Below are 26217 nucleotides of genomic sequence, written 5' to 3'. Positions count from 1 at the left end.
GGTGGATGACAGAAGTAACGGATAGCCCGCTGGGCAAAAGCAGTGAATATACCTCCGAGTACGATCCCGCTTTGCTGTACCCCATCGCCCGTGTGCAGTCGCGCCAAGTGTTGGGTCTGTCACAGGCCCCGCTGCCCTTCACGGGGGAGGACGTCTGGACTGGTTTTGAGTTGTCTTGGCTAAACCTAAAAGGCTTGCCGCAAGTGGCGCTGATTGAGTTTAGCTTGCCCTGCGAGAGCCCCAATATTATTGAATCCAAGTCCATTAAGCTGTACTTGAATTCGTATAACCAGACTCGGCTGGCCAGTGTGGGTGAGGTGGCTGAACGTATTGCGCGCGATTTCACCGCCGCCGCCGGTACTAGCGTTACTGTCCATGTGTCGGCCTTATCGGATTATCAAGCGGTCGGTAGCTTTGACCAAGCGCCTTGGCGGGCCGAGTGTATCGACGGGCAGGATGTCACTATTAGCGAGTATTCTCCCAATGCCGAGCTTCTGAGTGCGGCGACTGATGCGTGTGTAGAGGAGAGCCTCTATAGCGATTTGTTGAAATCAAACTGTCCGGTCACCGGTCAGCCCGACTGGGCCAGTGTTTGGATTCGCTATCGGGGGAATAAATTAGATCGGGCGGGCTTGTTAAAGTATATCGTCTCGTTTCGCGAGCATCAGGACTTTCACGAGCACTGTGTGGAGCGTATCTATTGCGATATTATGGCTCGCTGCCAGCCTCAGTCACTTGAGGTCTACGCGCGCTATACCCGGCGTGGTGGGTTGGATATTAACCCTTACCGCAGCAGTGAGTCGAAGCCATTACCTGCAGTACGGTTAGTCAGACAATAATCTTATCACTCAATTTCTCGGCGGCTTTTTTCAGGGCCGCCAGGACATTTTCTTTGTCGTAATTGCGCACTTTTTCCAGGTCGAGGTACATCGAAAAGCCCTCGGTACGGTCTTCAAAATAGGTTTGATTGCGACCTAGGTCTTTGCGCAGTCCGGCTACCTCGTACACCTTAACCGGGGCGCTAAAGCCTTTCACCTTTATCTCGCCTTTATCGCGGCATAATACCGAGTCTTTAACCAGTGACCAGGTTTCGTGAGAGATTAATATTTCATCGGGAGAGGCGGCCGACTCTAAACGGCTTGCCAGGTTCACATGAGTGCCGAGCACGGTGTAATCGAGGTGACTCGAGGTGCCAAATGTACCGACGGTGCAGTAGCCGGTGTTGATGCCCATACGGATTTGCAGCGGGCGCTTAATACCTTGATTCCACCATTCTTGCTGGAGTGATTTCATGCGTTTTTTCATGGCAATCGACATGTGCAAGCAGCGCAGGCAGTCTTCTTTTACACCCTTGCTTTCACTATCACCGAACAGCACCATTACCCCATCACCCATAAACTTATCAATGGTGCCGCCGAAGTGAGAGACGATTTTAGTCATTTCGGTGAGGTATTGATTGAGCAGTTCGGTTAAGGATTCGGATTCCATCTCCTCGGAGAACTGGCTGAAGTCTTTAATATCTGAGAAAAAGACGGTGATTTTTTTCCGTTCGGCCTGTAGGGTTTCATCGCGCCCCTGATTAATCGCTTGCCACACCGCCGGTGCTAAATAGCGCGAAAGCTTGTAGGCGCGGATTTTGTGCCATTTTTGTTCGTTTAATAGTTTACTGTTGGAGATTTTCAGAGCGTGGAAGCGCTGGTGCATATAAAGCGCGTAAGCTAAAAAGTAGGTGATAATGCCAATTAAGCTGACCGCACTGATTTGAATATCGCTGGCAAAAATAAGCTGAGGCTGGTGAATTAATAAGCTGGCGCCAACGCCACATGCTAAGGCTGTGTTATCTTCCAGCCAGCGCCGCAGGCCACCATTGAGTAAGGCGTTGAACTGGATCATGGCTAGGAATAAGATACAAGGCAGCAGGGAAAAGCTAATAAGGTTAAGTACCACCCCAACGAGAGCTGCGTCGGAGTAAGACAGCCAGCGATTTACCTTCTGGATGTTGTCTTCAGTTTGTCGACTGGTATAAATATACGCGCCGTAGGCGTAAATCAATAAAAATACAATGGCACCCAGATACAGCCAGTCTAGCGCTTTCCAGTCCATCATGGCTGCCAGTGTGCCGCCTGTGGCGAAACACATCAGGGTGCGAAAATAATACTGCTGCAGTACGCTTTCGTCTTTCTTTTGTTTTGTCGTTTGTTCTTCAGTGGTCTTGGTCATTATGCATAATGTCTTGTGAATTCGGCTTGCTCAGTTAGTTAAAGAATAAGGCGCCTTAACTTTTAAGCCTTTCTCTCATATTAATCGGGTTGGTACGGCGAGTCTATGATTTAAACCTGCCGGTTTATTTCATGCGCAGATCTAAATACTTTTCTTCTAGTTCGGCGTACTGTGCCTCCAGAGTGGTGTAACTCTCTTTGAGGGTTTCTAACTGATCGGCCAGACCGGCATCATCTCCATAAACGGGGTCAGCGGTGTTGCCCTTAAGTTGCTGATTTTCGGTCTCCAGCATATTTATGTGAATAACCAGCTCTTTGGCCTCAGAGGCGTACTGCTGCAAAGTGGTGCGCATTTCGGTTATTTCTTGCTGTGCGTGGTTGGCATCTTGTGCCTTGGCTTCGTATATATTGAGTTTGTTGAGGGCGGTATCCAACTCACTTTCCAGCAGTTGAACACAGGTTTCGGACTCTTTAACGTAGCGTTCCTGCTGGCTGAGTTGGTTTTGCAGCTCGTTAATCAGCACTTCTTTTTGTTCGGCGCTCTCGGCGTCTTGCAGTTGCTTTTGCAGTTTATTGATTAGGCGGTGCTGATCGGCGGCCACATTGCGCAAAGTGTTGAGCTGGTCGTTAGTGCGCGGATCGGGCTTGGTTAAAGTAATGGATTCGGTGCGCACAGTTTGCGAGATATTATTGCCACTAGCAGCCTCAATGGTTTGGCTGATGTCATCGTAAACGGCATTATATCGAGCGAGAATGGCGCTGAATTCATCTTTATTTTCCATGCCTTCACTCAGCTCAGACAGCTGATCGTGGTAGCCTTGGGCTTCATCTCGTGCAGCATCCCACTTGCTTTCCATCTCAAAAAAGAGTTTTTTAAATTTCTCTAGGTTTTCAATGCGCTTCTGCGCATTTTCTAGTGCCTGGGTGAGGTCTTCACTGCCATCCCCATTCTCGCTAGAGGTTGGGGACAGCGCCGCGAGCAGTTCTCCAATTTGAGTCCAGTGCTCACTACCTAAGCCGCTGCCGTCACCGTCCAGCTCTAGACATAGAATGGCATGTCGAATGGCGGCGGCACGAGCAACAGTAGACAGAGCGTCGGCTTGAGGGGCATCGATATCGGATTCTGGTGCTTCGCTTAAAAATACAGCTTGAGTGCTGGCAAGCTGTGCTTCCAGATAGGCTTGAGGGGCTGTATCAGGGGAGGGCGGTGGCTCGGGTGTTGCTTGAGCCGGTTTTTGTATCGCCTGGCGCAGCTGATCTTGCTGGCGGGCGAGTAGCTGCTTTAATTTGCGGGCGTGCAACGCCAGTAGCAGGCATAGAATAATCACTGCCAGTACCGCCTCCAAGCCAATGATGAGCACTAGCCATGGTATGTGCATAAACTGCAAACCCTTATTTATGTTTTATCCGATTATGGAGCACTAGAGCCATTGATGCGAATTTTTGTGCCGTAAGAGTATATAAATGTTGTTAGAATTTGTCTTTTCATGGGTTTTAAAGACAAATGAGGCTGTTATGGACGCCATTGAAGCATTAACACACAGGGTTTCTACACCCAAATTACAGGCGCCGGGCCCGAGCTCCGAGCAGTGGAGGCAGCTGCTGCGGGCTGCTCAGCGCGCCGCCGACCACGGCCAGCTGCGCCCCTGGCGTTTTTTGACTATCGAAGGAGAGGCGCGCGAGCAGTTAGGCCAATTATTTTGCGACAGCGCACTGCGTGATAATCCGCAATTACCGGATACGTTTCAGCAAAAATTTAAAAATATGCCTCTTCGCGCACCTGCGCTATTGGTGGTGATTGCAAGCTGCCAGGATCATCCTAAAGTGCCACAGCAAGAGCAGGTAATTGCCGCCGGTGCCGCGGCGCAAAATGTAATCAACGCCGCTTTTGCACTGGGTGTGGGGGCTATGTGGCGCACGGGCGATATGGCTTATAACAGCCATGTTTGCCAGGGATTAGGTTTAGCCGAGAATGAAAAGCTGATTGGCTTTATCTATTTGGGAGCCCCCGCAAGTGCTTCTAAAAGCCTGCCGTCTATATCCGAGCCGGAAGAGGTGTGCCAGAGTTGGGGGGAGGTTCAGGCTTAGTAAGACAGCGGAGGAGGGGGCGGTGTCAGGGGTCGATACACTTGCCTCTGCGCCCGACCACTGCGCAACCACCTTCCAGGCAGGCATAAAAAAAGCCCACCCCGTTGGGGTAGGCTTTTCATATATGGCGCACTCGGGAGGATTCGAACCTCCGACCGCTCGGTTCGTAGCCGAGTACTCTATCCAGCTGAGCTACGAGTGCGTCGTTAGGAGGCGCGTATATTAGGGTTTCACTTGCCCCCCGTCAAGGGCTGATTTTAAAAAGATTCTATTTTTTTAGTGGGTTGATTAACTTCCAAACACCTTGTTGGAAAAATGTGCACAGCCACTGCTCCCCCGTTATATTTGACGGGCTTGCGTTGCAATTATTCGGGGGTTTGTGTAAATTAGCGCCCCCTTAGAGCAGAGGCCTAGATAAGTAGTGTCCTGGTTCTAAATTGGTGAGGTGGCCGAGTGGTCGAAGGCGCACGCCTGGAAAGTGTGTAACGGGCAACCGTTCGAGGGTTCGAATCCCTCCCTCACCGCCATAAACAAAGCCCAGCCGTAAGGTTGGGCTTTTTTTGTGCGCGATCGTTTTAAAAGGCACGTTACTGGGCCTTTTACGGGCTGAGATGATCTTTATATTGAGCATTTGTCGCTATTAGGCGTATAATAAACCCACAGACATCCAAAAATAATAAAAAAGCTCACCCGTAATCGGTGGGCTTTTTTGCGTTTTGGAATTGGTAATTTCCGCGTTGAGTGGATGAGATTCAGCAGTTCTCGAGGTATAGCAGATGAGCAAGGTGTCGCAGTACTTGTCTTTATCGGTGGTTTCATTTCGCACCATTCGGCGCGGTAAAATGGGCGCCTTTATGGGGGTTGAAGGCCTTCGTGGCAACCATTATTGGGTTTGAGTAATTCTCGTATGACCCCGGCACTGGTTAACAGTGCTTCTACACTCCTAGTTTAACCTCGCTCTGTCGAGGTTTTTTTATGTCTGTTGTTCAGGCATTATCCATCGAATTCGTGTTAACCAATATTGTAGGAGTCGGCATGCGCAAACTGATTGTTATATTCTGTCTATGGGTCAATGCCCCAATGGCCATAGCCGAAATGGCGGGCTATGCGCAAGTGACAGAGGATGGTCAGGCCGCGGTGGCAACCGTGCAACCGCGCGCGACTGAGGCGGCCATGGCAGTGCTTAATCGGGGAGGCAATGCGGTCGATGCGGCGGTTGCAGCGGCTTTGGCGCTGGGTGTAGTCGATGGGCATAACTCCGGTATTGGTGGCGGCAGTTTTGCCATTGTGCGTTGGGCTGACGGCACGGTGGAGGCATTAGATGGTCGCGAGCAGGCGCCCGCCAAGGCGCATCGAGATATGTTTGTCCAAAACGGCCAAGTTCAGCGCTCATTAAGCCGCACCGGAGCGCTAGCCTCAGGCATTCCGGGCTCGGTAGCGCTGTTTGATTATATGTTGGCCAAGGGTGGGGCTTTAACGCCCGAGCAAGTGTATGCGCCTGCGATTACTTTGGCCGAAGAAGGTTTTGCTATCGATCAAATCTATGCCGATCGTCTGGCGCGACACCAAGAGGTATTAACCCAGTTTCCGGCCAGTGCCGAGGTGTTGCTCGATGGTGAAGGTAACCCCTGGCCAGTAGGGCACAAGCTATTGCAGGAGGATTTAGCTAAAACCTACAAGCACTTGGCTAAGCAGGGGGCCGCCTACTTTTATCAGGGGGCATTTGCCCAGGCGGTTGAGAAGTGGATGATTGCCAACGATGGTTTGATTCGCGCCAAGGATTTTGCCAATTACCAAATGTTAGTGCGCCAGCCAGTGCACTCTCAGTACCGTGGGTATGAAGTGTTTGGTTTTGGGCCTCCCAGCTCCGGCGGTGTACATGTAGCGCAAATTCTTAATATTTTGCAATCATTTGAGTTGAGCGAATTGAGTGAGGTGCAGCGTTATCACGTAATCGCCGAGGCGATGAAATTAGCCTTTGCTGACCGGGCCTATTGGCTGGGGGATCCAGCCTTTACCGATGTTCCCAAGGGGTTGGTACGGTCCGATTACGCCAAGGCTTTGGCCGGTAAGGTCTCTCTCAAAAAGACGTTGGCCGAGGTCGAGCACGGCACGCCAGCCAAAGCGACCATCGACTTGTTCGATAAGCACACCACCCACATTGCTACCGCCGATAAGCAGGGCAACTGGGTGGCGATTACCACCACGGTGAATACCGATTTTGGCTCTAAGGTGATTATTCCGGGTACGGGGGTGGTGATGAACAATCAAATGGATGATTTTTCGGCCCAGCCTGGTGTGCCCAATATCTACGGCTTGGTCGGTACCGAGGCCAATGCTATTGCGCCGGGTAAGCGCCCGCTGTCGAGCATGAGCCCCACGCTATTGATGAAAAATAATAAGCCGGTGATGACGCTCGGCGCGGCCGGTGGACCGACGATTATCAGTCAGGTGGTGCAGGCGATAATCAATCATGTGGATTTAGGCTTGGGTCTGTACGATGCTATAGCGCTGCCCAGGGTGCACCATCAGTGGCGCCCACAAAAGCTTTATTTGGAGCCTGACGCCGGTGATGCCTTACACCAAGGGTTGCAGTCATTGGGGCACTCATTAAAAGCGCTCGGCCCCTATGGTTCTACCCAGGCAATTGAATTCAAAGACGGCCACTTTATTGCAGTGTCGGAGCCGCGCCTAGAGGAGCGCAATCGGCATTAATCATCTGTTGGCGCGAGTGCCAGTTGTTGTTGAAAGATCGTTTCAATCGCCTCTGGTGCGCGTTCTTTTTTGATGGTTTCAAAAAAATGATGGGCTTCCGGGTAAGCGGTGCGCAAATACATTAACCATTGCTTGACCCGATTGCCCGCGTATTTGATCGGGTAAATAGGCAAGCTGGTTTGATAGTATTGGTGTAGCTGCGCCAATGCCCAGTGCCAGGAGTTGAGTTGGTAGTCTTGCCCCCGCTGCACGGCTTTGATTTGCAGTGCCAAATCGGGGCGGGCCAGCAAGCCTCGCCCCAGCATAATATCGGTGCAGCCCGATTCGGCAATGCATCGATGGTAGTCATCCAAACTCCAAATCTCGCCGTTAGCCACAACGTTGATGGTCAGCGCTTGGCGAATCTCCCCGATGCAATCCCAGTAAGCGGGCGGCCGGTAGCCGTCGGCCTTTGAACGCCCGTGCACCACCAGCTCACTGGCACCACCTTCCTCACAGGCATGAGCACACTCCACATACCCAGTGCGGTTGTCAAAGCCGAGGCGTATTTTGGCACTGACAGGGATCTCTTTGGGTACCGCCTTGCGCACGGCAGAGATAATATCGTAAAGCCTGTTGGGGGTGCGCAACAGGCAGGCGCCGCCATCGCTTTTGTTGACAGTTTTGGCGGGGCAGCCAAAATTCAAATCAATCGACTGCGCACCCGCCTTAATGGCCCGGTGCGCATTTTCCGCCATAGCCGGGGCTTGCCCGCCCAGCAGTTGCAGCTTAACTGGTGTGTTTGATGGAGTGCGGCAGTGGTTGTCAAGCTCGGGGCAGAGTCTGCGAAAGACGCGCCGGGGGAGCGGTTGGTCAACCACCCGCACAAATTCGGTAACACAGTGGTCTACGCCGCCAATAGCAGTCATCTGGTCGCGAACCAAGTAGTCGACAACGCCCTCCATTGGGGCAAGATGAATTTTCATAGCCTGTTCGCCGCAAAAGGGGCGAATTCTACAGCTTTTATATTCGGTGTGCTTCAGTTTGGTTTGCTAAAATCAAGAAAATATAGGCGAAAAGCTGGAAAAATCGGGGAAAGAGCCATTAACGGGGCTGATGTGAGGCGAGTAAACCAAATGACATCTTGTAAGTTGATGAAAGATAAGAGAAAATGCTCGGCCGCTTGGAGGGTGCGTTTTGCCCTGAGCGGAGTTTCATACTAGAAGAAGGTAGGCGCTATGCAAGAAACATTGCTGCAGCAAGGCATTGATTTAATGATCTACGGCATGGGCACGGTCATTGTGTTTTTGACGTTGTTGGTTTTCGCTACCGGCATTATGTCTCGATTCATGCTGCGCTACTTTCCCGACCCGGTTGTGGTCGAGCCGAAAAAGAGCCGAGCCCCCGCCGCCAACGGCGCTGCAGTGGAGCCGCATATCCAACGCGTTATCGAAGAGGCTGTCCGCCAGCACCGTCAAGCGCGTCGATAAGTCGATAGTCGTTAACGTATTTTCAGATCAGTTTAACTTGGGGTTAGTACGCCATGAGCGAGGTTAAAAAACCACTGGGTATCACCGATGTGGTACTGCGCGATGCGCATCAGTCTCTGTTTGCCACCCGCATGCGTCTCGATGACATGTTGCCAATTGCACAAAAACTGGACGAAGTCGGTTTTTGGTCACTGGAAACTTGGGGCGGCGCGACCTTTGATAGTTGCATTCGCTACTTAGGTGAAGATCCCTGGCACCGTATTCGCGAGCTGAAAAAGGCGATGCCTAAAACGCCGATGCAAATGCTTTTGCGCGGCCAGAATCTTTTAGGTTATCGCCATTACGGTGATGATGTGGTGGATAAATTCGTCGAACGGGCCGCGGCCAATGGCGTTGATGTATTCCGTGTGTTCGATGCCATGAACGATATGCGCAATATTGAAGCGGCATTAAAAGCGGTTAAAAACCAAGGCAAGCACGCCCAAGGCACAATCTCTTATACCATTAGCCCGGTTCACACCCTTGAGGGATGGATCGAGCAGGGCAAGCGCATTGAAGACATGGGCGCCGACTCTATTGCTATTAAAGATATGGCTGGCCTGCTCAAGCCTTATGTGGGTTACGAGCTGGTTAGACGTCTAAAAGAAAGCTGTGACATCCCGATTCATATGCAAAGCCATGCCACTACCGGTTTAGCTCATGCGACTAACCTCAAGTGTGTAGAGGCGGGTATCGACAATGTAGATACCGCTATTTCTTCCATGTCCATGACCTATGGCCATAGCCCTACCGAAACATTGGTGGCGAGCTTGGAAGGTACCGAGCGTGACACGGGTCTTGATATTCACTTGCTGGAAGAAATTGCCGGTTATTTCCGCGAAGTGCGGAAAAAATACGCCAAGTTCGAAGGCGCATTAAAGGGCGTCGATTCGCGTATTCTGGTCGCTCAGGTGCCCGGCGGCATGCTGACCAATATGGAAAATCAGCTGCGTGAGCAAAACGCAACCGACAAGCTCGATGACGTATTGGCCGAAATCCCCAAAGTACGTGAAGATTTAGGCTTTATTCCACTGGTCACACCGACCTCACAAATTGTCGGCTCACAGGCCGTGCTTAACGTGCTGACCGGTGAGCGCTACAAAACCATTACCCGCGAAACAGAAGGCGTACTGAAAGGTGAGTACGGTTCGGCACCGGCTCCTGTTAATAAAGAGCTGCAGCAACGGGTACTGGGCGATGCAGACCCTGTAACTTGTCGCCCGGCCGACTTAATTGAGCCGGAGTTCGATAAGCTCACCGAGGAGTTGATCGCCCAAGCCAAAGAAAAAGGTATTGAGCTAAGCGCTGGTGATGGGCAGGTGGACGACGTTTTAACCTACGCACTTTTCCCTCAAGTGGGCTTAAAGTTCCTGCAAAATCGCAACAATCCCGACGCTTTCGAGCCCGTGCCAACCGGTAAAGAAGGTGCCGCAGCTACGACTGATGCCGGCGATGAGATTTACACGGTAGAAGTGGAAGGTAAAAAGTACACGGTTACTGTGGGTGAAGGTGGTGATCTTACTGGAATTGCCGCGGCTGGTGCGGCACCCGCTGGAGCCGCTCCGGCCGCCGGTGGCGGTGAGCCAGTTCCCGCACCCTTGGGTGGCACTATTGTGCGCTTGGTGGCTCAACCGGGCGATCAAGTTGCCGAGGGTGACACGTTGCTGATCTTGGAGGCCATGAAAATGGAGTCAGAGGTGAGCGCGCCCAAGGCAGGAACCGTAACCGCTATCAATGTGCAGGCAGGTGACGCGGTTGCCGCCGGCGATAATCTGCTGACTATAGGCTAATTCCCCGAGTTTAATTGAGAGAAGACCATGCAGAATTTTTTACGTCTTTGGCATGACTCGGGCATCTACCACCTGGACTTAGGTCAGGCGGCAATGATGTTGGTGGGTCTGCTGTTGTTATTTTTAGCCATTCGCAAAGGCTTTGAGCCATTGCTTCTGGTGCCCATAGGCTTTGGTTGTATTTTATCCAATATTCCCGGGGCCGGTCTGTCTATGTCGGCGGTGGAAAATGCCCTAGCATCGGGTTATCCCGATGTGATTGGCCCTATTGCTCAGTTGCTGGGTGAGCAGGCCGATGCCGGCATCAAGGTCATTGCCCAAGCCTATAAGCACGCCTCGGCCGGAGTCCAGGCAGACGCAAACCGTTTAGCGGCAGATTTAGGCTATGCCAACGGTATGCTGTACAACTTTTACAGTATTGCCATTGGCACTGGTGTAGCACCCTTGCTGATTTTTATGGGCGTTGGCGCCATGACTGATTTTGGCCCACTGCTGGCAAACCCTAAAACCTTATTCTTAGGTGCGGCAGCACAGTTTGGTATCTTTGCTACGGTAATGGGGGCGGTAGGTCTGTCTGTGACGGGTATTATCGACTTCTCTATTGCCGATGCCGCGGCGATTGGGATTATTGGCGGTGCCGATGGTCCAACCGCTATTTATGTGGCCAGTATACTGTCACCTGAACTGTTGGGCGCTATTGCGGTGGCCGCTTACTCTTATATGGCGTTGGTTCCGATGATTCAGCCACCTATTATGCGCTTGCTGACCAACGAAAAAGAGCGCCAAATCAAGATGGAGCAAATGCGCACCGTATCGCGCCGCGAGAAGATTGTTTTCCCGCTGATTCTGTTGATTATGGTGGCCTTGATACTGCCTAGTGCGGCCCCACTATTAGGAATGTTCTGTTTTGGTAATTTGATGCGCGAATGTGGCGTGGTCGAACGCCTAAGCGATACCGCCCAAAATGCCCTAATCAATATTGTGACTATCTTTTTGGGCTTGTCGGTCGGCTCTAAGTTGGCGGCCGATAAGTTTCTCGATCCCAAAACACTGGGAATTTTAGTGCTGGGCATTGTTGCATTTGGTATTGGTACCGCCATGGGCGTACTGACCGCCAAGTTTATGAACTTGTTTGTGAAACACAAAATCAATCCACTGATTGGTTCGGCGGGTGTGTCTGCGGTGCCTATGGCGGCGCGCGTGTCCAACAAGTTGGGCTTGGAGGCCAATCCGCAAAATTATTTATTAATGCATGCAATGGGGCCTAATGTGGCCGGGGTTATCGGTTCGGCAATTGCCGCCGGGGTGATGATCTCGATAGTGTCTTCTTTGACCTAATCCAATGTACACACGCTAATTGACTTTCCTTTCTTCTGTCGCCGCACCTAGAGTGCGGCGCTTTTTATGAGGCACCCTGTGGCCGACTTTCCTGGTTTTTCCGATATCGATCATCCCGTACTGTTACGCAACTTGCAGCGTATGGGGATAGAGCAGCCCACCGAAGTACAGGAGCGCACGATTGAAGCTGTGCTCGATGGTGAGGACTGTGTTGTTTCGGCGCCGACGGGTTCGGGTAAAACCCTGGCATTTTTGTTGCCGATTATGCAGGCGCTACATAGCCAAAAACGGAAAACCGCACGCATACGGGCATTGGTTTTGTCGCCTACCCGTGAGTTGGCTCGGCAAATCGTCGAGCATGGGCGCAAGCTCTGCGATCGCGATTCGGTTAATGTCGTCGCCCTAACCGGTGGTGACCACAAACAAACTCAAGCGACTTATTTACCCGAGGCAGATTTACTGGTCGCCACGCCTGGTCGTTTAGCGGAGTATGTAGGCGAGGCTCGTATTGATTTGTCGGCCTTAGAGTTTCTAGTGGTTGATGAAGCAGATCGCACTTTGGATATGGGTTTTTCCCATGAAGTGACCCAGATTGCGATGAACTGCAACCCCGAGCGACAAACCCTGTTATTTTCAGCAACGCTGCAGGGCGCAGGGCTGGAAGAGTTTATTACCGCGCTGACGGACCCACATAAACGGGCCGATATTCATGTGGCAAGCTCCATGGATAATCGCATTTTGCAAAAAGTGTTGGTGGATGATCGAGAGCACGTTGATCGTTTGCTGCCGGCTCTATTGCAAGAGCGCGAGTTTCGCCGTGCCATTGTGTTTGTTAACAAACGTGAGCAGGCCAATACCTTGAACGAAGTGCTGAAACAAGCCGGTTGCCGTTCAGCTTGTTTACACGGCGAAATGGATGCCGCAGTGCGTAAGCAAGTGCACAAATCTTTTACCGCCGGTGAGGTCAATATACTAGTGGCCACCGATCTTGCGGCGCGGGGCTTGGATATCTCTGGAGTAGATTTGGTAATAAACGCCGAACTGCCCTATAACGTACCGAGTTTTATCCATCGCGCGGGTAGAACAGGGCGAATGGGTAAGGCCGGTTGTGTTATCTCGCTGGTTAGTGCGCCGGCTTGGAATCGAATGGCGACGATTGAGCAGTTTCTCGGCGGGCCGGCCAAAACCACAACCGTGGCGGGGTTTGAAGCAAGGTACAAAGGCCCTAAAAAAGTCCGTTCGTCGGGAAAAGTGGCGGGGCGAAAAAAGCCAGCTGCCAAAAAAAGCTCGGGAAAATCTCGCGCTGACAAAGATAAGGGCAAGGTAAAAAATCGCCTGCGCGATCAAAAAAATAAAGGAAAACGGCGCAAGACGACCCCCAATCCCAGCCCCTCGGGGAGCAATGATTGATGTTTAATTGCTGGCGCCGCTGGCGTGATAATCGCATTGTTAACAACCACCCAATCGATGAGCGTGATTGGCAACAAGTGTTAGCTCGTTTGCCTATTTTGGCCGGCTTAAGCCAGGCCGAGCTCGATAAATTGCGTCGCATGGCTATCTTGTTTATTCAGCAAAAAGATTTTGTTGGTATTGGCGGACTGCAACTGACGGGTAATATGGCATTGCTAATTGCCCTGCAGGCGTGCCTTCCCATCCTTAACTTAGGGCTGCATTGGTATAAAGGCTGGAAATCCATCATTATTTATCCGGCGGCCTTCAAAGCTCGACAAACTCAATTCGATCAATACGGTGTTGCTCATGAAATGGAGCAGCACCTAGCTGGACAAGCCTGGGCGCGCGGCGGGGTTGTGCTGGCGTGGGATGAAACCGCCCAAGCTGGTGTGGTAGATGGCCACAATTTAGTGATTCACGAGTTTGTGCATAAATTGGATATGCTCAATGGTTCGGCCGATGGTTTCCCACCACTGCGCCCGGGTATGTCGGCGGCGGCATGGACTGAGGCATTTAGTGGTGCCTATGAAGATTTTTCTGGGCAAGTACACCGAGGTCGCAACACTGCTATTGATCAGTATGCGGCGACCAATCCCGCTGAATTTATTGCGGTAACCAGTGAGGTGTTTTTCGAGTTGCCCGCATTATTGGCTCAAACCTATCCCCAAGTCTTTGCTCAGTATGTTGAGTTTTATCAGCAGGATCCATCACAACGTTTGGCTTCATAATGGGGCGCATTCTTTGCTGGATATTAGGGCATTGTGTCAGCGTATCGATCGATTGTGACAAAATAATGTGCGCGCAGTGATGGGCTGTTCAAAATAGTAAAAAGCCATTGACCAACCCCACAAATTGGGCTTAGTATTATTTTCGAGGCCACATATTGTGTTTTACCCCTTAAGACGATGTGTCCGGATATTCATTCATCGACCACAGGAGTGATTTTTCTTCGCGTAATCAGGTAGGGCTCATCGCGAGCCAGAGTGAACCGGCTAAGCGATGCGCCAGTGTTAACTTTGACCGAAAGGGACAGTACCCATGGCGAAAAGATCTCACGCACGACGCAGTAATCATTACGGTATGGACGACGGCGGCTTTCAGTCCGGTAAAAAAGGGCGAGGTAAGTCGGCCCGCAAGCGAAAGGACGACGGCAATATTGTCGAAATGAAATCCCGCTCCCAGCAACTCGAAACAGCTTACAGCCCCCAGCGCACCTCCCAGCCTCTTCAAGCACAAACCTCCGCCCAGCAAGCTTACATCGATGCAATCAAACAAAACTGCCTCACCTTTGGTATCGGCCCGGCCGGTACGGGGAAAAGTTACTGTGCCGGAGCTCTGGCGGCAGAGGCGCTGGAGTCGGGCAGAATAGAGCGGATCATCTTGACGCGACCGGCTGTTGAGGCTGGTGAGCAGCTGGGTTTTTTACCTGGCGCGTTGGATGAGAAGTTTTCAGTCTACATCGATGCCTTCCGCGATATTTTGAATGAGCGATTAGGTGCCGGTACGGTGGACTATTGTTTGCGTCACGGTCGTATTGTGGCAGCACCTTTGGCTTTTATGCGTGGTAAAACGTTCAATAATCGCACCTTTGTGGTGCTGGATGAAGCACAAAATACCTCGATTGCGCAAATGAAGATGTTTCTTACGCGCATCGGAGAGGACTGCAAGGTGGTTATAAATGGCGATATCGAACAGAGCGATATCAAAGGTGCCAATGGACTGGCAGACGCTATCAATAAGTTGCGTGACTTAAACACCGTGCATGTACATCGCTTCGCGCGTGAGGATATCGTGCGCAGTGGTCTGGTGCGCGACATTATCGATCGCTACGAAACCGCCTAAACCATCCATCGTATCCTATACTTAAACCGTCTTCGTGCTTGCTGCGAAGACGGTTTTTTTGTTTTTATAATCGGCCTTGGATCAAAAACGGAGCAGTGGCGCCTTCGATAGCCTGAGTTTATCGCGATTGATTAAATAACATACTTTTTTTATACTAAAAAGATAGGTAATTCTTGATATCTATTACTAAGCTAAAGTAATATTGCCCCTGCTGTTGAATACAGTGTCAATAAGTGTGATGCGTGTCACGATATTTTATACTGAGTTAGCTTGAGCAAATATTTGTAATCGCGTAGAGCCCGCGGTGCGTATGTAGTTGCCAGACAATATTGGCAGAGCACCCAAGTTCAACTATATAACCGAGTGCCGTAATACACAAAATGAGGAAGATGCATGACAGCTCGCTTGTCTAAGTTACCATTAACTGCCGGAGTGTTGGGCTTAGCGGCCTTTCTATCGCTCACAGGAGCTGCGCAGGCACAAACCAGTCGGGATGCTGTTTTGCAGGCCTTAGAAACTAACCCTCAAGTTAAATCGGCCATGCACACCTATGAGGCTTCGCACTATTCAATGCGCAGCGCTAAAGGCGGCTACTACCCCTCTATTGATGTCACCGCTGGCACTGGTAAGGCGCGCCGTGATTATGATGATCGCGATGATTACACGACCAACCGGGCCGAGATTTCCCTTACGCAAATGTTATTCGACGGTTTTCGCACCAGTGGCGAGGTCAATCGGTTAGATCAGGCTCGCCAAGTTCGCTATTTAGAATTGCGCGATACGGTTGATAGCGTGGCGCTTGAGACCTTTGCGGTGGCTGAAGATATCGTGCGCTACCGCGCTTTGCTGGAGTTGGCTCGCTCCAACTATCAAGAGCATTTAGATGTTCAAGGCCAAATTAAAGAGCGTGTGGATCAGGGGGTGGGGCGCCGCGCAGACCTGGATCAAGTAGATGGTCGAGTAGCATTGGCTGAGTCCAACTTACTGACTGAAGCGTCCAATTTACACGATGTTACTGCTAAATACCTGCGTTTAGTCGGTAACTTGCCGCCTTCTTCACTCGCGCCAGTTGATCTTGTGGGAAGTGATATACCCACCTCAGTGGATCAATTGTTGAGTCTGGCTTACCAGGGAAATCCGGGCTTTCATGCGGCCATTAAAAATATAGCCTCGGCGCAGGCCGGGGTGAAATCACAAAAATCCAATTACTACCCAACGGTTCAGTTGCGCGCCAGTTACGGCACACAACAAAATTTAGGTGTGTTTGACGATCGCTTTGATGAGAGAGATTTCGGCGATGAGGCCGCAGTTGAATTGGCGTTTACTTACAACCTTTACAGCGGTGGCAGTGATCGGGCTGCCGTTAGCCAGTCCATGGCCGAGGTGGATACTGCCATAAGCCGGCGTGATGAAGCTTGTGTGAATCTGCGTCAAGACTCTCAAGTCGCCTATAATGATGTGAATCAGCTGACTGAACAGTTGGTATCGCTGCGTCGGCATCGCGATGCCAGTGATCGCGTGCGTGGCGCCTATACCGAACAGTTTCAAATTGGCCAGCGTACCTTGTTGGATATGTTGGATGCGGAAAATGAATACTATGAGTCGAGTCGAGCCCTGATTATTGCCCATCACGATTTAAATGTGGCTTATGCTCGTGTGCTGAATGCATCGGGCCAATTGGTATCAACTCTGGGTATTGTTAATGAAGAGCTACCAATGCTGGGCAGTATCGATGATGAGATGACCCAAATCAGTGTTGAGCCCTCAAGCGTTTGCCCGAGTGTCTCGCCGAAAGCCTATGGGCGTGCTGATTTGATTACCAATGTATTTAACCTGGAGATGAAGAATCTGTTTGACGGCCAAGAAACTGTTATTAACTCTCAGGCTAGACAGCGGCTTAAGCGCTTAGTTGAACAGTTCAGTGATGATGGCGCTGTGTCTGAGGTGCTCGTTCGTGCGCGTATGAAGCCAGCGGCCAGCAGCTTGCAGCAATCCGTTGCTCAAGCGCGTGTTAAAGCAGTGCGTGAATATTTGGTATTTCATGGTTTAGAATCAGCCAGCATTGTTGATTCGGAACACGACTCTGACAGCCCGCTGCAGCCAGCTACTAACCGTGTGCAAATTACTGTTCGCCATCTGGATGGATAAATAGCATACTGGCAGTTGTGTGCAGACAAGCTATCCTATGTTGCTGTGGGATAGTTTGAGATTGACTCGATGTGTTAGAAGGATGTAAGAGTCTATGAGTGAGCAAGCTGGCGGAGCCAAAAGAGCCTCGTTACGTGGCGGGCCTTTATCGGCTTGTCTTGTGGCCCTGACTAAGGCCCATGGTATTCGCACTACTGAATCGACATTGTTGGCTGGCCTGCCTTTACAGCAGGAACAGTTAACGCCATCTTTGTTTGAGCGCGCCGCTTCTCGGGCGGGTTTAACCTCGCAAATCGTGCATCGCCCCCTCGGTAGTATCAACCAAGCGTTACTCCCAGCGGTTCTTATCCTTAACGACAACAAAGCCTGCTTGTTGTTGGCGCTCGATTCCGACCGGGGAATGGCCGAGGTTGTGTTTCCTGAGCTGGGGCAGACCGCAAGCCAAATTTCTATTGAAGCTTTGCAAGAGCTCTACAGTGGGCGAGTGATTTACGCCCGCCCCAAAGTAAACTTCACTGCCCGCAACGCCGGCATACATGATGTCGTTAAAGGCCATTGGTTTTGGGATGTGATTAAATCCCACCGCAGCCTTTATCGCGATGTGATGATCGCGGCGCTGATGATTAATTTCTTCGCCCTCGCAATGCCCTTGTTTGTCATGAATGTGTATGACCGTGTTGTGCCTAATTTTGCCACTGAAACGCTGTGGGTACTGGCTATTGGGGTGGTGTTGGTGCTGGTTGCAGACCTCGTGTTAAAAATAGTTCGCGCTTGGTTTGTCGACTTGGCCGCGAGCCGTATCGATATTCGCCTTTCGGCCAATATCATGGCGCGCGTGCTAGGTATGAAGTTATCCGAACAGCCCAGTTCGGTCGGTTCGTTTGCATCGGGCTTACAGGCGTTTGAATCAGTTCGGGCTTTTATCGGGTCGAGCACTATTGTGGCGTTTATCGATTTACCTTTTGTGCTGCTTTTTATTCTGGTAATTGGCTTGTTGACCTCATGGTGGTTGGTGGTTCCAATTGTCATAGGGGCGGTTTTGTGCCTGTTATATGCCGCTTCCGTTCAGCGCCGTATGCACGAGCTTTCATTGCAAAGTATGGAGGCCAGTGGTCAGCGCAATTCGGTGTTGGTGGAGAGTCTTACCGGGCTAGAGTCGCTAAAGTTTCTTGCCGCCGAAGGTCGTATGCAACAGCTTTGGGAAAAAGCCACCGTATTTCTCTCGCGCACCAACACCAAAACTCGCCTGTTGTCGGGCTCGGTGACCGCCGGGTCACTTTGGATTCAACAAATGGTGGCGGTGTCGATTATTATCACCGGCGTTTATCTCATTATTAATGGCCAACTATCGCAGGGTGGTTTGATTGCTGCCTACATGATGTCATCGCGTATTATGGCGCCTATCGGGCAGAGTGCTGGCCTGATGATGCAATATCATCAAGCCGCAACAGCACTGGAAGGTGTTGAGCAGGTGATGAATAAACCGGTGGAGCGTCCCGCGGAAACCGATTGGGTCAATGTGCCCCGGGTGCAGGGGCGAATTGAATTTAAAAAAGTGTCTTTTCGTTATCCTAACGATGAGCGAGAAGTGCTTAAAGACGTCAGCTTTACGCTGGAGACGGGCGAGCGAGTCGCCGTTTTAGGGCGCAATGGTTCGGGGAAAACGACTCTGCAAAAACTGGTGGCTGGGTTGTACTCACCATCGGCGGGCAATATTTTGGTTGATAATGTTGATATTGGTCAACTCGACCCAGCGCAGTTGCGACACAATATTGGCTATGTGCCACAGGATGTAAATTTATTTTTAGGCACGCTGCGCGAAAACCTAACATTGTCACATCCACACGTCGACGATGCCCGATTAATGGAGGTCATTGAACTGTGTGGCTTGGCGGACTTTATTAATTCGCACCCGCAGGGCTTGGCGATGCAGGTAGGTGAGCGTGGTGGTCTACTGTCCGGTGGACAAAAACAGTGTGTGGCTGTTGCGCGAGCACTGATTGCCGATCCGCCCATTTTATTGTTGGATGAGCCGACCGGGTCAATGGACCACTCCAGTGAGGAGGCATTAAAGGCTAAGCTGGTTGCGCCCTGCGAGGGGAAAACCATGTTGGCGATCACTCATCGGACGTCTTTGTTGAGTTTGGTTGATCGAATCATCGTGGTTGACGCGGGTAAGATTGTCGCCGATGGTCCGAAGGATCAGGTGGTTGAGGCGCTGCGTCAAGGGCGTATCGGGAGAGCGGGCTGATGGCGACGCGAGAAGAGCAGCGATTCGGCCGAGTCGGTAAGGCGATTGACAAGATGTCGCGCCCTTTGTCGCGCTATGTGGATAAGCTTTGGCATCGCTGGATAGCGCCGTCTGCCGGTGTATCGCAAGATTGGCTGGAAGATGCCGATTGGGCTAAGGTTCAGCAGGAGCCAGTACGTGCGCGCGGTCTTTTATACGTTATGTTGCTGGTGATATTGGCCCTTATTACCTGGGCCAGCTTTGCTGAGTTGGATGAAGTGGCGCGCGGTGAGGGGACGGTGATCCCGTCTAAGCAAACACAGATAGTGCAATCATACGATGGTGGTGTGGTGCAAAAAATCTTGGTGCGCGAAGGCGAAGTCGTCGACCAAGGGGCGCTGTTAATGCAAATTGACCCGACGCGCTATATTTCATCGTATCGGGAAAACCGAGTGCAGTATTTATCGCTGTTAGCTCGTGCCGCTCGGCTTGAGGCTCTTGCCAAGGGTGAATCCTTGGTCATTCCGAGTGCGGTCAGCGAACAGGAGCCTGCATTAGCCGATAACGAGACCACTTTGTATTACTCCAACCTGGAAGAGTTAAAGCAGCAGGTGTCGCGCGCGGAGCAACAATTGTTACAGCGTGAGGAGGAATTACAAGAGGTCAATGCTAAACTTAAGCAAGTAACCCGAGCGGCAGAGCTGTCATCGCAGGAGCTTAAAGTGACTAAGCCTCTGCTGGGCAGCGGAGCCATCTCTGAGGTGGAAATTCTGCGCTTAGAGCGTGATCTCGCGAATGCCGAGGGTGAGCGCGACCAAGCCATTGCCCAGCGCGAAAGAATTATGTCTGCGATTATCGAGGCGCAAAACAAAATTGAAGAGGTTACGCTGGCGGCGCAAAACGAGTGGCGCTCGCAATTGTCGGAAACCTTGGCGTCCTTGTCGAGTTTGTCTGAGACGGGACTGGGTTTGGCCGATCGGGTGAAGTACGCCGATATTCGCGCACCGGTGCACGGCACGGTGCAACGATTGTTTATTAACACTGAGGGTGGTGTCGTGCAGCCAGGCAGCGAAGTGGTGGAGATGACCCCGCTGGACGATCAGCTGCTAATTGAGGCTAAAATCTCACCCAAAGATATTGCGTTTGTGCGCCCCGGACAAAAAGCGATGGTGAAGTTTACCGCTTATGATTTTACCGTGTACGGGGGCTTGTCCGGTGAGTTGGAGCATATAAGTGCCGACACCATCACCGACAAAGAAAACGATCAAACATATTATTTGGTTCGGGTGCGAACCGAGCGGGCAGGTTTTGATAAAGCTATGCCTATTATTCCGGGGATGACGGCTCAGATTGATATTATTACTGGTAAGAAAACGGTGATGTCTTATCTGCTGAAACCTATCCTTCGGGCGAAGCAAAACGCGTTGACAGAGCGATAATGCAGTCAGTTTTTATATCATCCGCCAATATCGATTCCAAACGCTGGCAGAGCGCCTTTAGCGATGCCTGTGTGTTTGTCGATTACCCGCCGGGACAGGTGAGTGTCGACACCAATACATTGGTGTGGCTGGTGATGGATGGGCCCTGGCGGGCACATTTACATGAGTGCAAAGCTGCGGGGGCCAAAATTGTCGCTCTTACCTTAAAGGAGACGGCCGCTGAGGCGCGAGAGCTCATTTCTTTAGGCTGCTCTGGCTACTTGCATGCGCTCGCGGCACCGGAACAGCTGGAGCGGGTAAAGACCGCGGTTGAATACGATGGTCTGTGGTTGGGGCGCGATTTGATGACTGCTCTCTTGTTCGAGCCCGCGTCGTCCACTAAGCCTGAATATTCACAGGCGAAAAGTAAGTTAAGTGGACGAGAGTTTGCCGTGGCCGAAGCTGTGGCCGAAGGGTTGAGTAATAAAGAGGTAGCTCATCGCCTGCACATTACCGAGCGTACGGTTAAGGCTCATCTCAGCGCCTGTTTTGAAAAACTTAACGTGCGGGACCGAATGCAGCTGACTTTACAGCTTCGTCCCGATCGTTAGTCCCTTCTTCTTATCTCTAGAATAGGTATATTTCGCCCGAATTATACCTATTAGATATATTGTACCAAGGTACAATTTATCTGGCGTCTATTTCCTTCTACACTCTAATTATGATCAATCCGTCTGTGCATTGGGCGTGTTAACAATTTCTGAAAATAAGGCATCGGCATATGAGTACTCAAGCGACAGATATCGTTTCCCTGCAAGGACAAGCCTGGGCAAAATCTGATAACGGCGCTCTGCGAGAGTTAAGCGTGGGCGATACGATTGCAGGTGACGAACAACTGATCACTCAAGCTGATACTCAAATTGTGCTCGATTTTGGCGACGGCAGTCCTGTTAGCTTAAGCGGTGCCCACGAAGTCGGTATGAGCCCCGAAATGTGGCCAGATACCGCCACTCAGGCCGATGCCGGTAGTCTACCAGCGGCCCAATTTGATGCCATCTTGGCTTCGTTGGAGCAGAACGATGAGTTGCTGCAAGAACAGCAATTCAGCGATATCTTGGCGACTCTGGATGAAAACGACGCCCTGCTGCAGGACAGTCGTTTTGAGGAAATGCTGGCTCAGCTCGATGCAAATGGCGGCGCTCTACAGGCCCAGCAAGTACAAGATATTCTCGCGTCACTGGATGAAAATGACGCCCTACTGCAAGACAGCCGCTTCGATGCCATGCTGGCCAAGTTAGACGAAAATGAAGGAGTGCTGCAAGTACAGCAAGTGCAAGATATCTTGGCGTCATTAGATGCTAATGATGGTGTTTTACAAGACGCCCAGTTTGACGTCATTCTCGCCTCTTTAGATGCCAACGAAGCGGCGCTGCAAGAGCACCAATTTAATGACATTTTAGCCTCACTGGATGTCAATGACGAACTGCTCCAGGGCAATGCTTTTAGTAGCATACTCGCGCAATTGGAACAAAATGGCGCCGATCTGCAAAACATTCAAATCCAATCTATTTTAGCTTCACTCGACGCTAATGACTCCTTGCTTATGGAGTCGCAATTTGACGATATTTTAACCTCGCTGGCACAAAATGAGCGCGATTTACGTCCCACGGATATTGATCTGATACTGGCTGAAATTAACCAGAATGACCCTATTTTACAGGATCAGTCCGCCCAAGATGCGCTGCTTAATGGCGAAGGCGATCTGTTGGATTTGGTGCAGGCACCTGCCGCAGGTGGTGGTGTCGGTGGTGGTGGCCACGATTTTGTTCGTGTGGATCGTATTCAGTTGCAAACCGAAGGTCAGGCATACAGTTTTAACCCTGCCGCGAACGGCCCAGCGGCACCATTAGAAAACCCAGACGTACCAAATCAGCCCCCGGTTGTCGAAAACCAAAGTGTCATTACCAGTGAAGACACACCTGTATCGGGCTTGGTTGAGGCCTCGGATTTGGAAAATGATCCGCTAAGCTACACCGTTGTTTCAGGCCCCAGCAACGGCACCATTGAGTTGGACCCCAGCACTGGTAGCTATACCTATACCCCGATTGATAACTACAACGGTGAAGATACCGTTGAGGTTGAGGTGTCCGATGGTGAAAATACCACTATTGGTACAATTGATATTGAAATTGTCTCGGTTAACGATGCGCCGACCGCTGACGACCAAATACTGACAACCCCCGAAGATACCCCCATCAGCAGCCAGGTGGATGCCACCGATGTTGATTTGCCCGATGGCGATGTGCTGACCTACACGCTCAACCAGGAGCCGAACAACGGCTCGGTTAGTTTGGATCCTGCTACCGGCGAGTTCGTTTACACACCTAATCCAGATTACTTTGGTACTGACCAGTTCACGGTCACCGTTACCGATAGCACTGGCGCTACGGATGTTGCAGTAATTGACCTAGTCGTTACGCCCGTCAACGATGCGCCTGTTGCCATCGATGACGGCCCTCTGGCCACTGCGGCCAATACGGTTACTACTGGCAATGCGCTGGACAATGACTTCGATATCGACAGTTCACCCATACTGGTACAAAGCTACATCGTTGATGGTGACGACACCGTCTACGGCCCAGGCGATACCGCCACCATGACGGGGGTGGGCAGCTTTACCCTGTTGGAAAATGGTGAGTTTAGTTTCACTCCATTGACCGGTTACAGCGGAGAAATTCCCGATGTTATCTACACTGTTACCGATGGTGAGCTAACCGATGACGCCGTCATTAGCTTTGACGGCATTCCGGGTGTTGGCCAGCCCGGCGGGCCGGTGCCACCGTCAGCCTCAATAGAGCTGGATGCTGACATTACCGCCGATGACATTATCGATGCGGCAGAGGCAAGTGCCGTTATCACCCTTACCGGCTCAACCGGTGGCGATGTGGTCGAAGGCGATACCGTTACCCTCACGATTAATAGCACCACCTATACCGGTTTGGTAGACAGCAACGGCAACTTCAGCATCGACGTTGCCGGCAGCGATCTGGCGGCCGATGGTGACACCACCATCGAAGCCAGTGTCACCACCAGCACCGGTGATGTAAACGGTGAAGCTACGGCTACTGACACCGAAGATTACAGTGTTGACCTTTCTGGTCCCGGCATTTCCATTAATGATGAAAACGGGGTGGAGTTGGGTGAGCAGTCTGTGGAAGAAGCAAGCGGCCTTCAAGTAAGTGGTAGTGCTACCGTTTCAGCCGTCGCTGGCATTGATAGTATCTCTATTGCAGGTCAGGACATCACAGGAGCCAGCGCAACTTCCACAGTGTCTATTAGCGGCGCCTATGGCACACTTTTAATTACAAGCTACGACTCCATCACTGGTGAAATTTCCTATACCTACACAGAAAACAGCACGGCTGAAAACCACAGCAGTGGTGATGAAAGTATTATCGATCAGTTTGCTATCAGTGTTACTGACAGTGCCAATAATACAGTCAGTGATGTACTGGATATTCTGATTACCGATACGGCGCCTACGGCGGTGGCCGATGCACGCACAGTGAGCGAAGACGACACAGGCATTACCGGCAACGTGATGACCGGTATCAACGCCAGTGCCGATACATTGGCGGCCGATGGCGGCACTGTTACTGGCGTACAGGCCGGCACAGCCACCGCTGCGATTGCCTCGGGTGCGGGCAGTGTCATTACGGGTACTTACGGCGATCTGACTATTAATGGCGACGGCGGTTACATTTACGTCACCAACTCGGCAGCGCAAGCGTTGAACGATGGTGACAGTGAGACCGATACATTCAGTTACACCGTGACCGACGGCGATGGTGACAGCAGTACGGTTACCGTGACGTTCACAATCAACGGTGCGAGCGAAGGTGTGCCGACCGTAACCATCCCAGGTGACGGCACAGGCGTTAGCGGCAGCGATGAGAGTGTGGTCGAAGACAGCTCTCTTATCGGCGCCACCTTTACGGTGCAAGCGCCGGACGGTCTGGCGAGTGTGACCATTGGCAGTACTACCATTACTCTGGCGGAGTTGAACAACGCAAGCAGCAGTAATGTGACGGTACCGGGCGCCAACGGCACCCTGACTGTGACCGACTACAATGCGTCGACGGGCGTGATTACCTACGATTACGATCCCACCGGTACCAGCACCGATCACAGCTCGGGCGATGTAATCGAATCGCTGTCTGTAACGGTGACCGATATTCACGGAGACACCAACTTAGGCACCTCTAGCCTAGACATATTGATCACCGATACAGCACCAACAGCGGTGGCCGATACACGCACAGTGAGCGAAGACGACACAGGCATTACCGGCAACGTGATGACCGGTATCAACGCCAGTGCCGATACTTTGGCGGCCGATGGCGGCACTGTTACTGGCGCACAGGCCGGCACAGCCACCGCTGCGATTACCTCGGGTGCGGGCAGTGTCATTACGGGTACTTACGGCGATCTGACTATTAATGGCGACGGCAGTTACATTTACGTCACCAACTCGGCAGCGCAAGCGTTGAACGATGGTGACAGTGAGACCGATACATTCAGTTACACCGTGACCGACGGCGATGGTGACAGCAGTACGGTTACCGTGACGTTCACAATCAACGGTGCGAGCGAAGGTGTGCCGACCGTAACCATCCCAGGTGACGGCACAGGCGTTAGCGGCAGCGATGAGAGTGTGGTCGAAGACAGCTCTCTTATCGGCGCCACCTTTACGGTGCAAGCGCCGGACGGTCTGGCGAGTGTGACCATTGGCAGTACTACCATTACTCTGGCGGAGTTGAACAACGCAAGCAGCAGTAATGTGACGGTACCGGGCGCCAACGGCACCCTGACTGTGACCGACTTCAATGCGTCGACGGGCGTGATTACCTACGATTACGATCCCACCGGTACCAGCACCGATCACAACTCGGGCGATGTAATCGAATCGCTGTCTGTAACGGTGACCGATATTCTGGGTGTTACCAATCCGAGCAGTCCGGCTCTGGATATTCTGATAACCGATACGGCACCAGCAGCGGTGGCCGATACACGCACAGTGAGCGAAGACGACACTGGCATTACCGGTAACGTGATCACTGGCACTAACGCCAACACTGACACTCTGGGTGCGGATGCGACGACTGTGACAGGCGTGAGCACGGGCGCAGCGAGTGGAGAGCTAACCGGTGGAGTTAATAGTGCCATCGCAGGCAGCTTCGGCACCTTAACCGTGAGTGCGGCTGGCCAGTACGAATATGTGCTTAACGCAGCAGCACAAGCGTTGGACGAAGGGGAAAGTGAAACCGATACGTTCAGCTATACCTTGAAAGACAGTGATGGTGATTACAGTACTGTTACCGTGACATTCACCATCAACGGCGCGGAAGATCCGTCGGAGATCACCGTTAATGAAGGCAATGGCGACAGTGACGAAGGTTCGGTGACCGA

General features: G+C 51.7%; 17 protein-coding genes and 2 tRNA genes. 15 read left to right on the top strand and 4 right to left on the bottom strand.

All coding sequences use genetic code 11. The annotated features are described in order from the left end of the window. Nucleotides 1–5: 5 nt before the first annotated feature. Nucleotides 6–839 (top strand): NADPH-dependent 7-cyano-7-deazaguanine reductase QueF, encoded by an 834-nt coding sequence (gene queF / locus Q4563_RS08825; protein WP_303604291.1) that lies wholly within the window; start codon nt 6–8, stop codon nt 837–839. Here the strand turns inward: queF and Q4563_RS08820 are convergent. After that, nucleotides 829–2220, bottom strand: coding sequence for an adenylate/guanylate cyclase domain-containing protein (locus Q4563_RS08820; protein ID WP_303604290.1), 1392 nt, complete (start codon nt 2218–2220; stop codon nt 829–831). The genes queF and Q4563_RS08820 overlap by 11 nt on opposite strands. Nucleotides 2221–2344: 124 nt before the next feature. Further along, nucleotides 2345–3598, bottom strand: a complete 1254-nt coding sequence (locus Q4563_RS08815) for a hypothetical protein (RefSeq protein ID WP_303604289.1) — start codon at nt 3596–3598, stop codon at nt 2345–2347. Nucleotides 3599–3734: 136 nt separating this feature from the next. On the opposite strand from Q4563_RS08815, the gene Q4563_RS08810 reads away from it, so the two are divergent. Next, nucleotides 3735–4307 (top strand): nitroreductase family protein, encoded by a 573-nt coding sequence (locus tag Q4563_RS08810; protein ID WP_303604288.1) that lies wholly within the window; start codon nt 3735–3737, stop codon nt 4305–4307. Nucleotides 4308–4432: 125 nt separating this feature from the next. On the opposite strand, the gene Q4563_RS08805 is transcribed toward Q4563_RS08810, so the two are convergent. Further along, nucleotides 4433–4509, bottom strand: a tRNA-Arg gene (locus Q4563_RS08805). Nucleotides 4510–4746: 237 nt separating this feature from the next. Between Q4563_RS08805 and Q4563_RS08800 the strand changes: the two genes are divergently transcribed. Both Q4563_RS08800 and ggt read left to right on the top strand, forming a co-directional pair. Then, a tRNA-Ser gene (locus tag Q4563_RS08800) sits at nt 4747–4834 on the top strand. Between the two features lie 508 nt (nt 4835–5342). Then, nucleotides 5343–7022 (top strand): gamma-glutamyltransferase, encoded by a 1680-nt coding sequence (ggt, locus tag Q4563_RS08795; RefSeq protein WP_215977168.1) that lies wholly within the window; start codon nt 5343–5345, stop codon nt 7020–7022. Here ggt and Q4563_RS08790 read toward each other — a convergent pair. After that, nucleotides 7019–7987 (bottom strand): tRNA dihydrouridine synthase, encoded by a 969-nt coding sequence (locus tag Q4563_RS08790; RefSeq protein WP_303604287.1) that lies wholly within the window; start codon nt 7985–7987, stop codon nt 7019–7021. The genes ggt and Q4563_RS08790 overlap by 4 nt on opposite strands. Nucleotides 7988–8239: 252 nt before the next feature. On the opposite strand from Q4563_RS08790, the gene Q4563_RS08785 reads away from it, so the two are divergent. From Q4563_RS08785 to Q4563_RS08735, 11 genes are all read left to right on the top strand, one after another. Then, nucleotides 8240–8491, top strand: coding sequence for an OadG family protein (locus Q4563_RS08785; RefSeq protein ID WP_215977157.1), 252 nt, complete (start codon nt 8240–8242; stop codon nt 8489–8491). A gap of 53 nt (nt 8492–8544) precedes the next feature. Beyond that, entirely contained in the window at nt 8545–10320 is a 1776-nt protein-coding gene (gene oadA, locus Q4563_RS08780) for a sodium-extruding oxaloacetate decarboxylase subunit alpha (RefSeq protein WP_303604286.1), read from the top strand. 27 nt (nt 10321–10347) lie between these two features. Beyond that, complete coding sequence (locus Q4563_RS08775; protein WP_215977159.1) at nt 10348–11658, top strand: sodium ion-translocating decarboxylase subunit beta; 1311 nt, start codon at nt 10348–10350, stop codon at nt 11656–11658. Between the two features lie 78 nt (nt 11659–11736). Further along, entirely contained in the window at nt 11737–13068 is a 1332-nt protein-coding gene (locus Q4563_RS08770; protein ID WP_215977160.1) for a DEAD/DEAH box helicase, read from the top strand. After that, entirely contained in the window at nt 13068–13838 is a 771-nt protein-coding gene (locus Q4563_RS08765; RefSeq protein ID WP_215977161.1) for a zinc-dependent peptidase, read from the top strand. Before Q4563_RS08770 ends, Q4563_RS08765 begins: the two co-directional genes overlap by 1 nt. A gap of 310 nt (nt 13839–14148) precedes the next feature. Continuing rightward, the gene (locus Q4563_RS08760; RefSeq protein WP_303604285.1) at nt 14149–14952 is read left to right on the top strand and encodes a PhoH family protein; all 804 of its coding nucleotides are present in this window, start codon (nt 14149–14151) and stop codon (nt 14950–14952) included. 393 nt (nt 14953–15345) lie between these two features. Then, nucleotides 15346–17100 (top strand): TolC family outer membrane protein, encoded by a 1755-nt coding sequence (locus tag Q4563_RS08755; protein ID WP_215977163.1) that lies wholly within the window; start codon nt 15346–15348, stop codon nt 17098–17100. A gap of 94 nt (nt 17101–17194) precedes the next feature. Further along, the gene (locus Q4563_RS08750; protein WP_303604284.1) at nt 17195–19351 is read left to right on the top strand and encodes a type I secretion system permease/ATPase; all 2157 of its coding nucleotides are present in this window, start codon (nt 17195–17197) and stop codon (nt 19349–19351) included. Further along, nucleotides 19351–20769, top strand: coding sequence for an HlyD family type I secretion periplasmic adaptor subunit (locus Q4563_RS08745; protein WP_303604283.1), 1419 nt, complete (start codon nt 19351–19353; stop codon nt 20767–20769). Before Q4563_RS08750 ends, Q4563_RS08745 begins: the two co-directional genes overlap by 1 nt. Continuing rightward, complete coding sequence (locus Q4563_RS08740; protein ID WP_215977165.1) at nt 20769–21359, top strand: response regulator transcription factor; 591 nt, start codon at nt 20769–20771, stop codon at nt 21357–21359. The genes Q4563_RS08745 and Q4563_RS08740 overlap by 1 nt, the downstream gene beginning before the upstream one ends. Before the next feature lie 170 nt (nt 21360–21529). Beyond that, nucleotides 21530–26217 (top strand): Ig-like domain-containing protein (locus Q4563_RS08735; RefSeq protein ID WP_303604282.1); only part of this gene is annotated, 4688 nt, incomplete at its 3' end.

It is taken from the genome of Gilvimarinus sp. 1_MG-2023 (assembly GCF_030548285.1).
The sequence above is the reverse complement of the archived record's forward strand: the minus strand, read 5'-3'. Positions and strand labels throughout refer to the sequence as shown.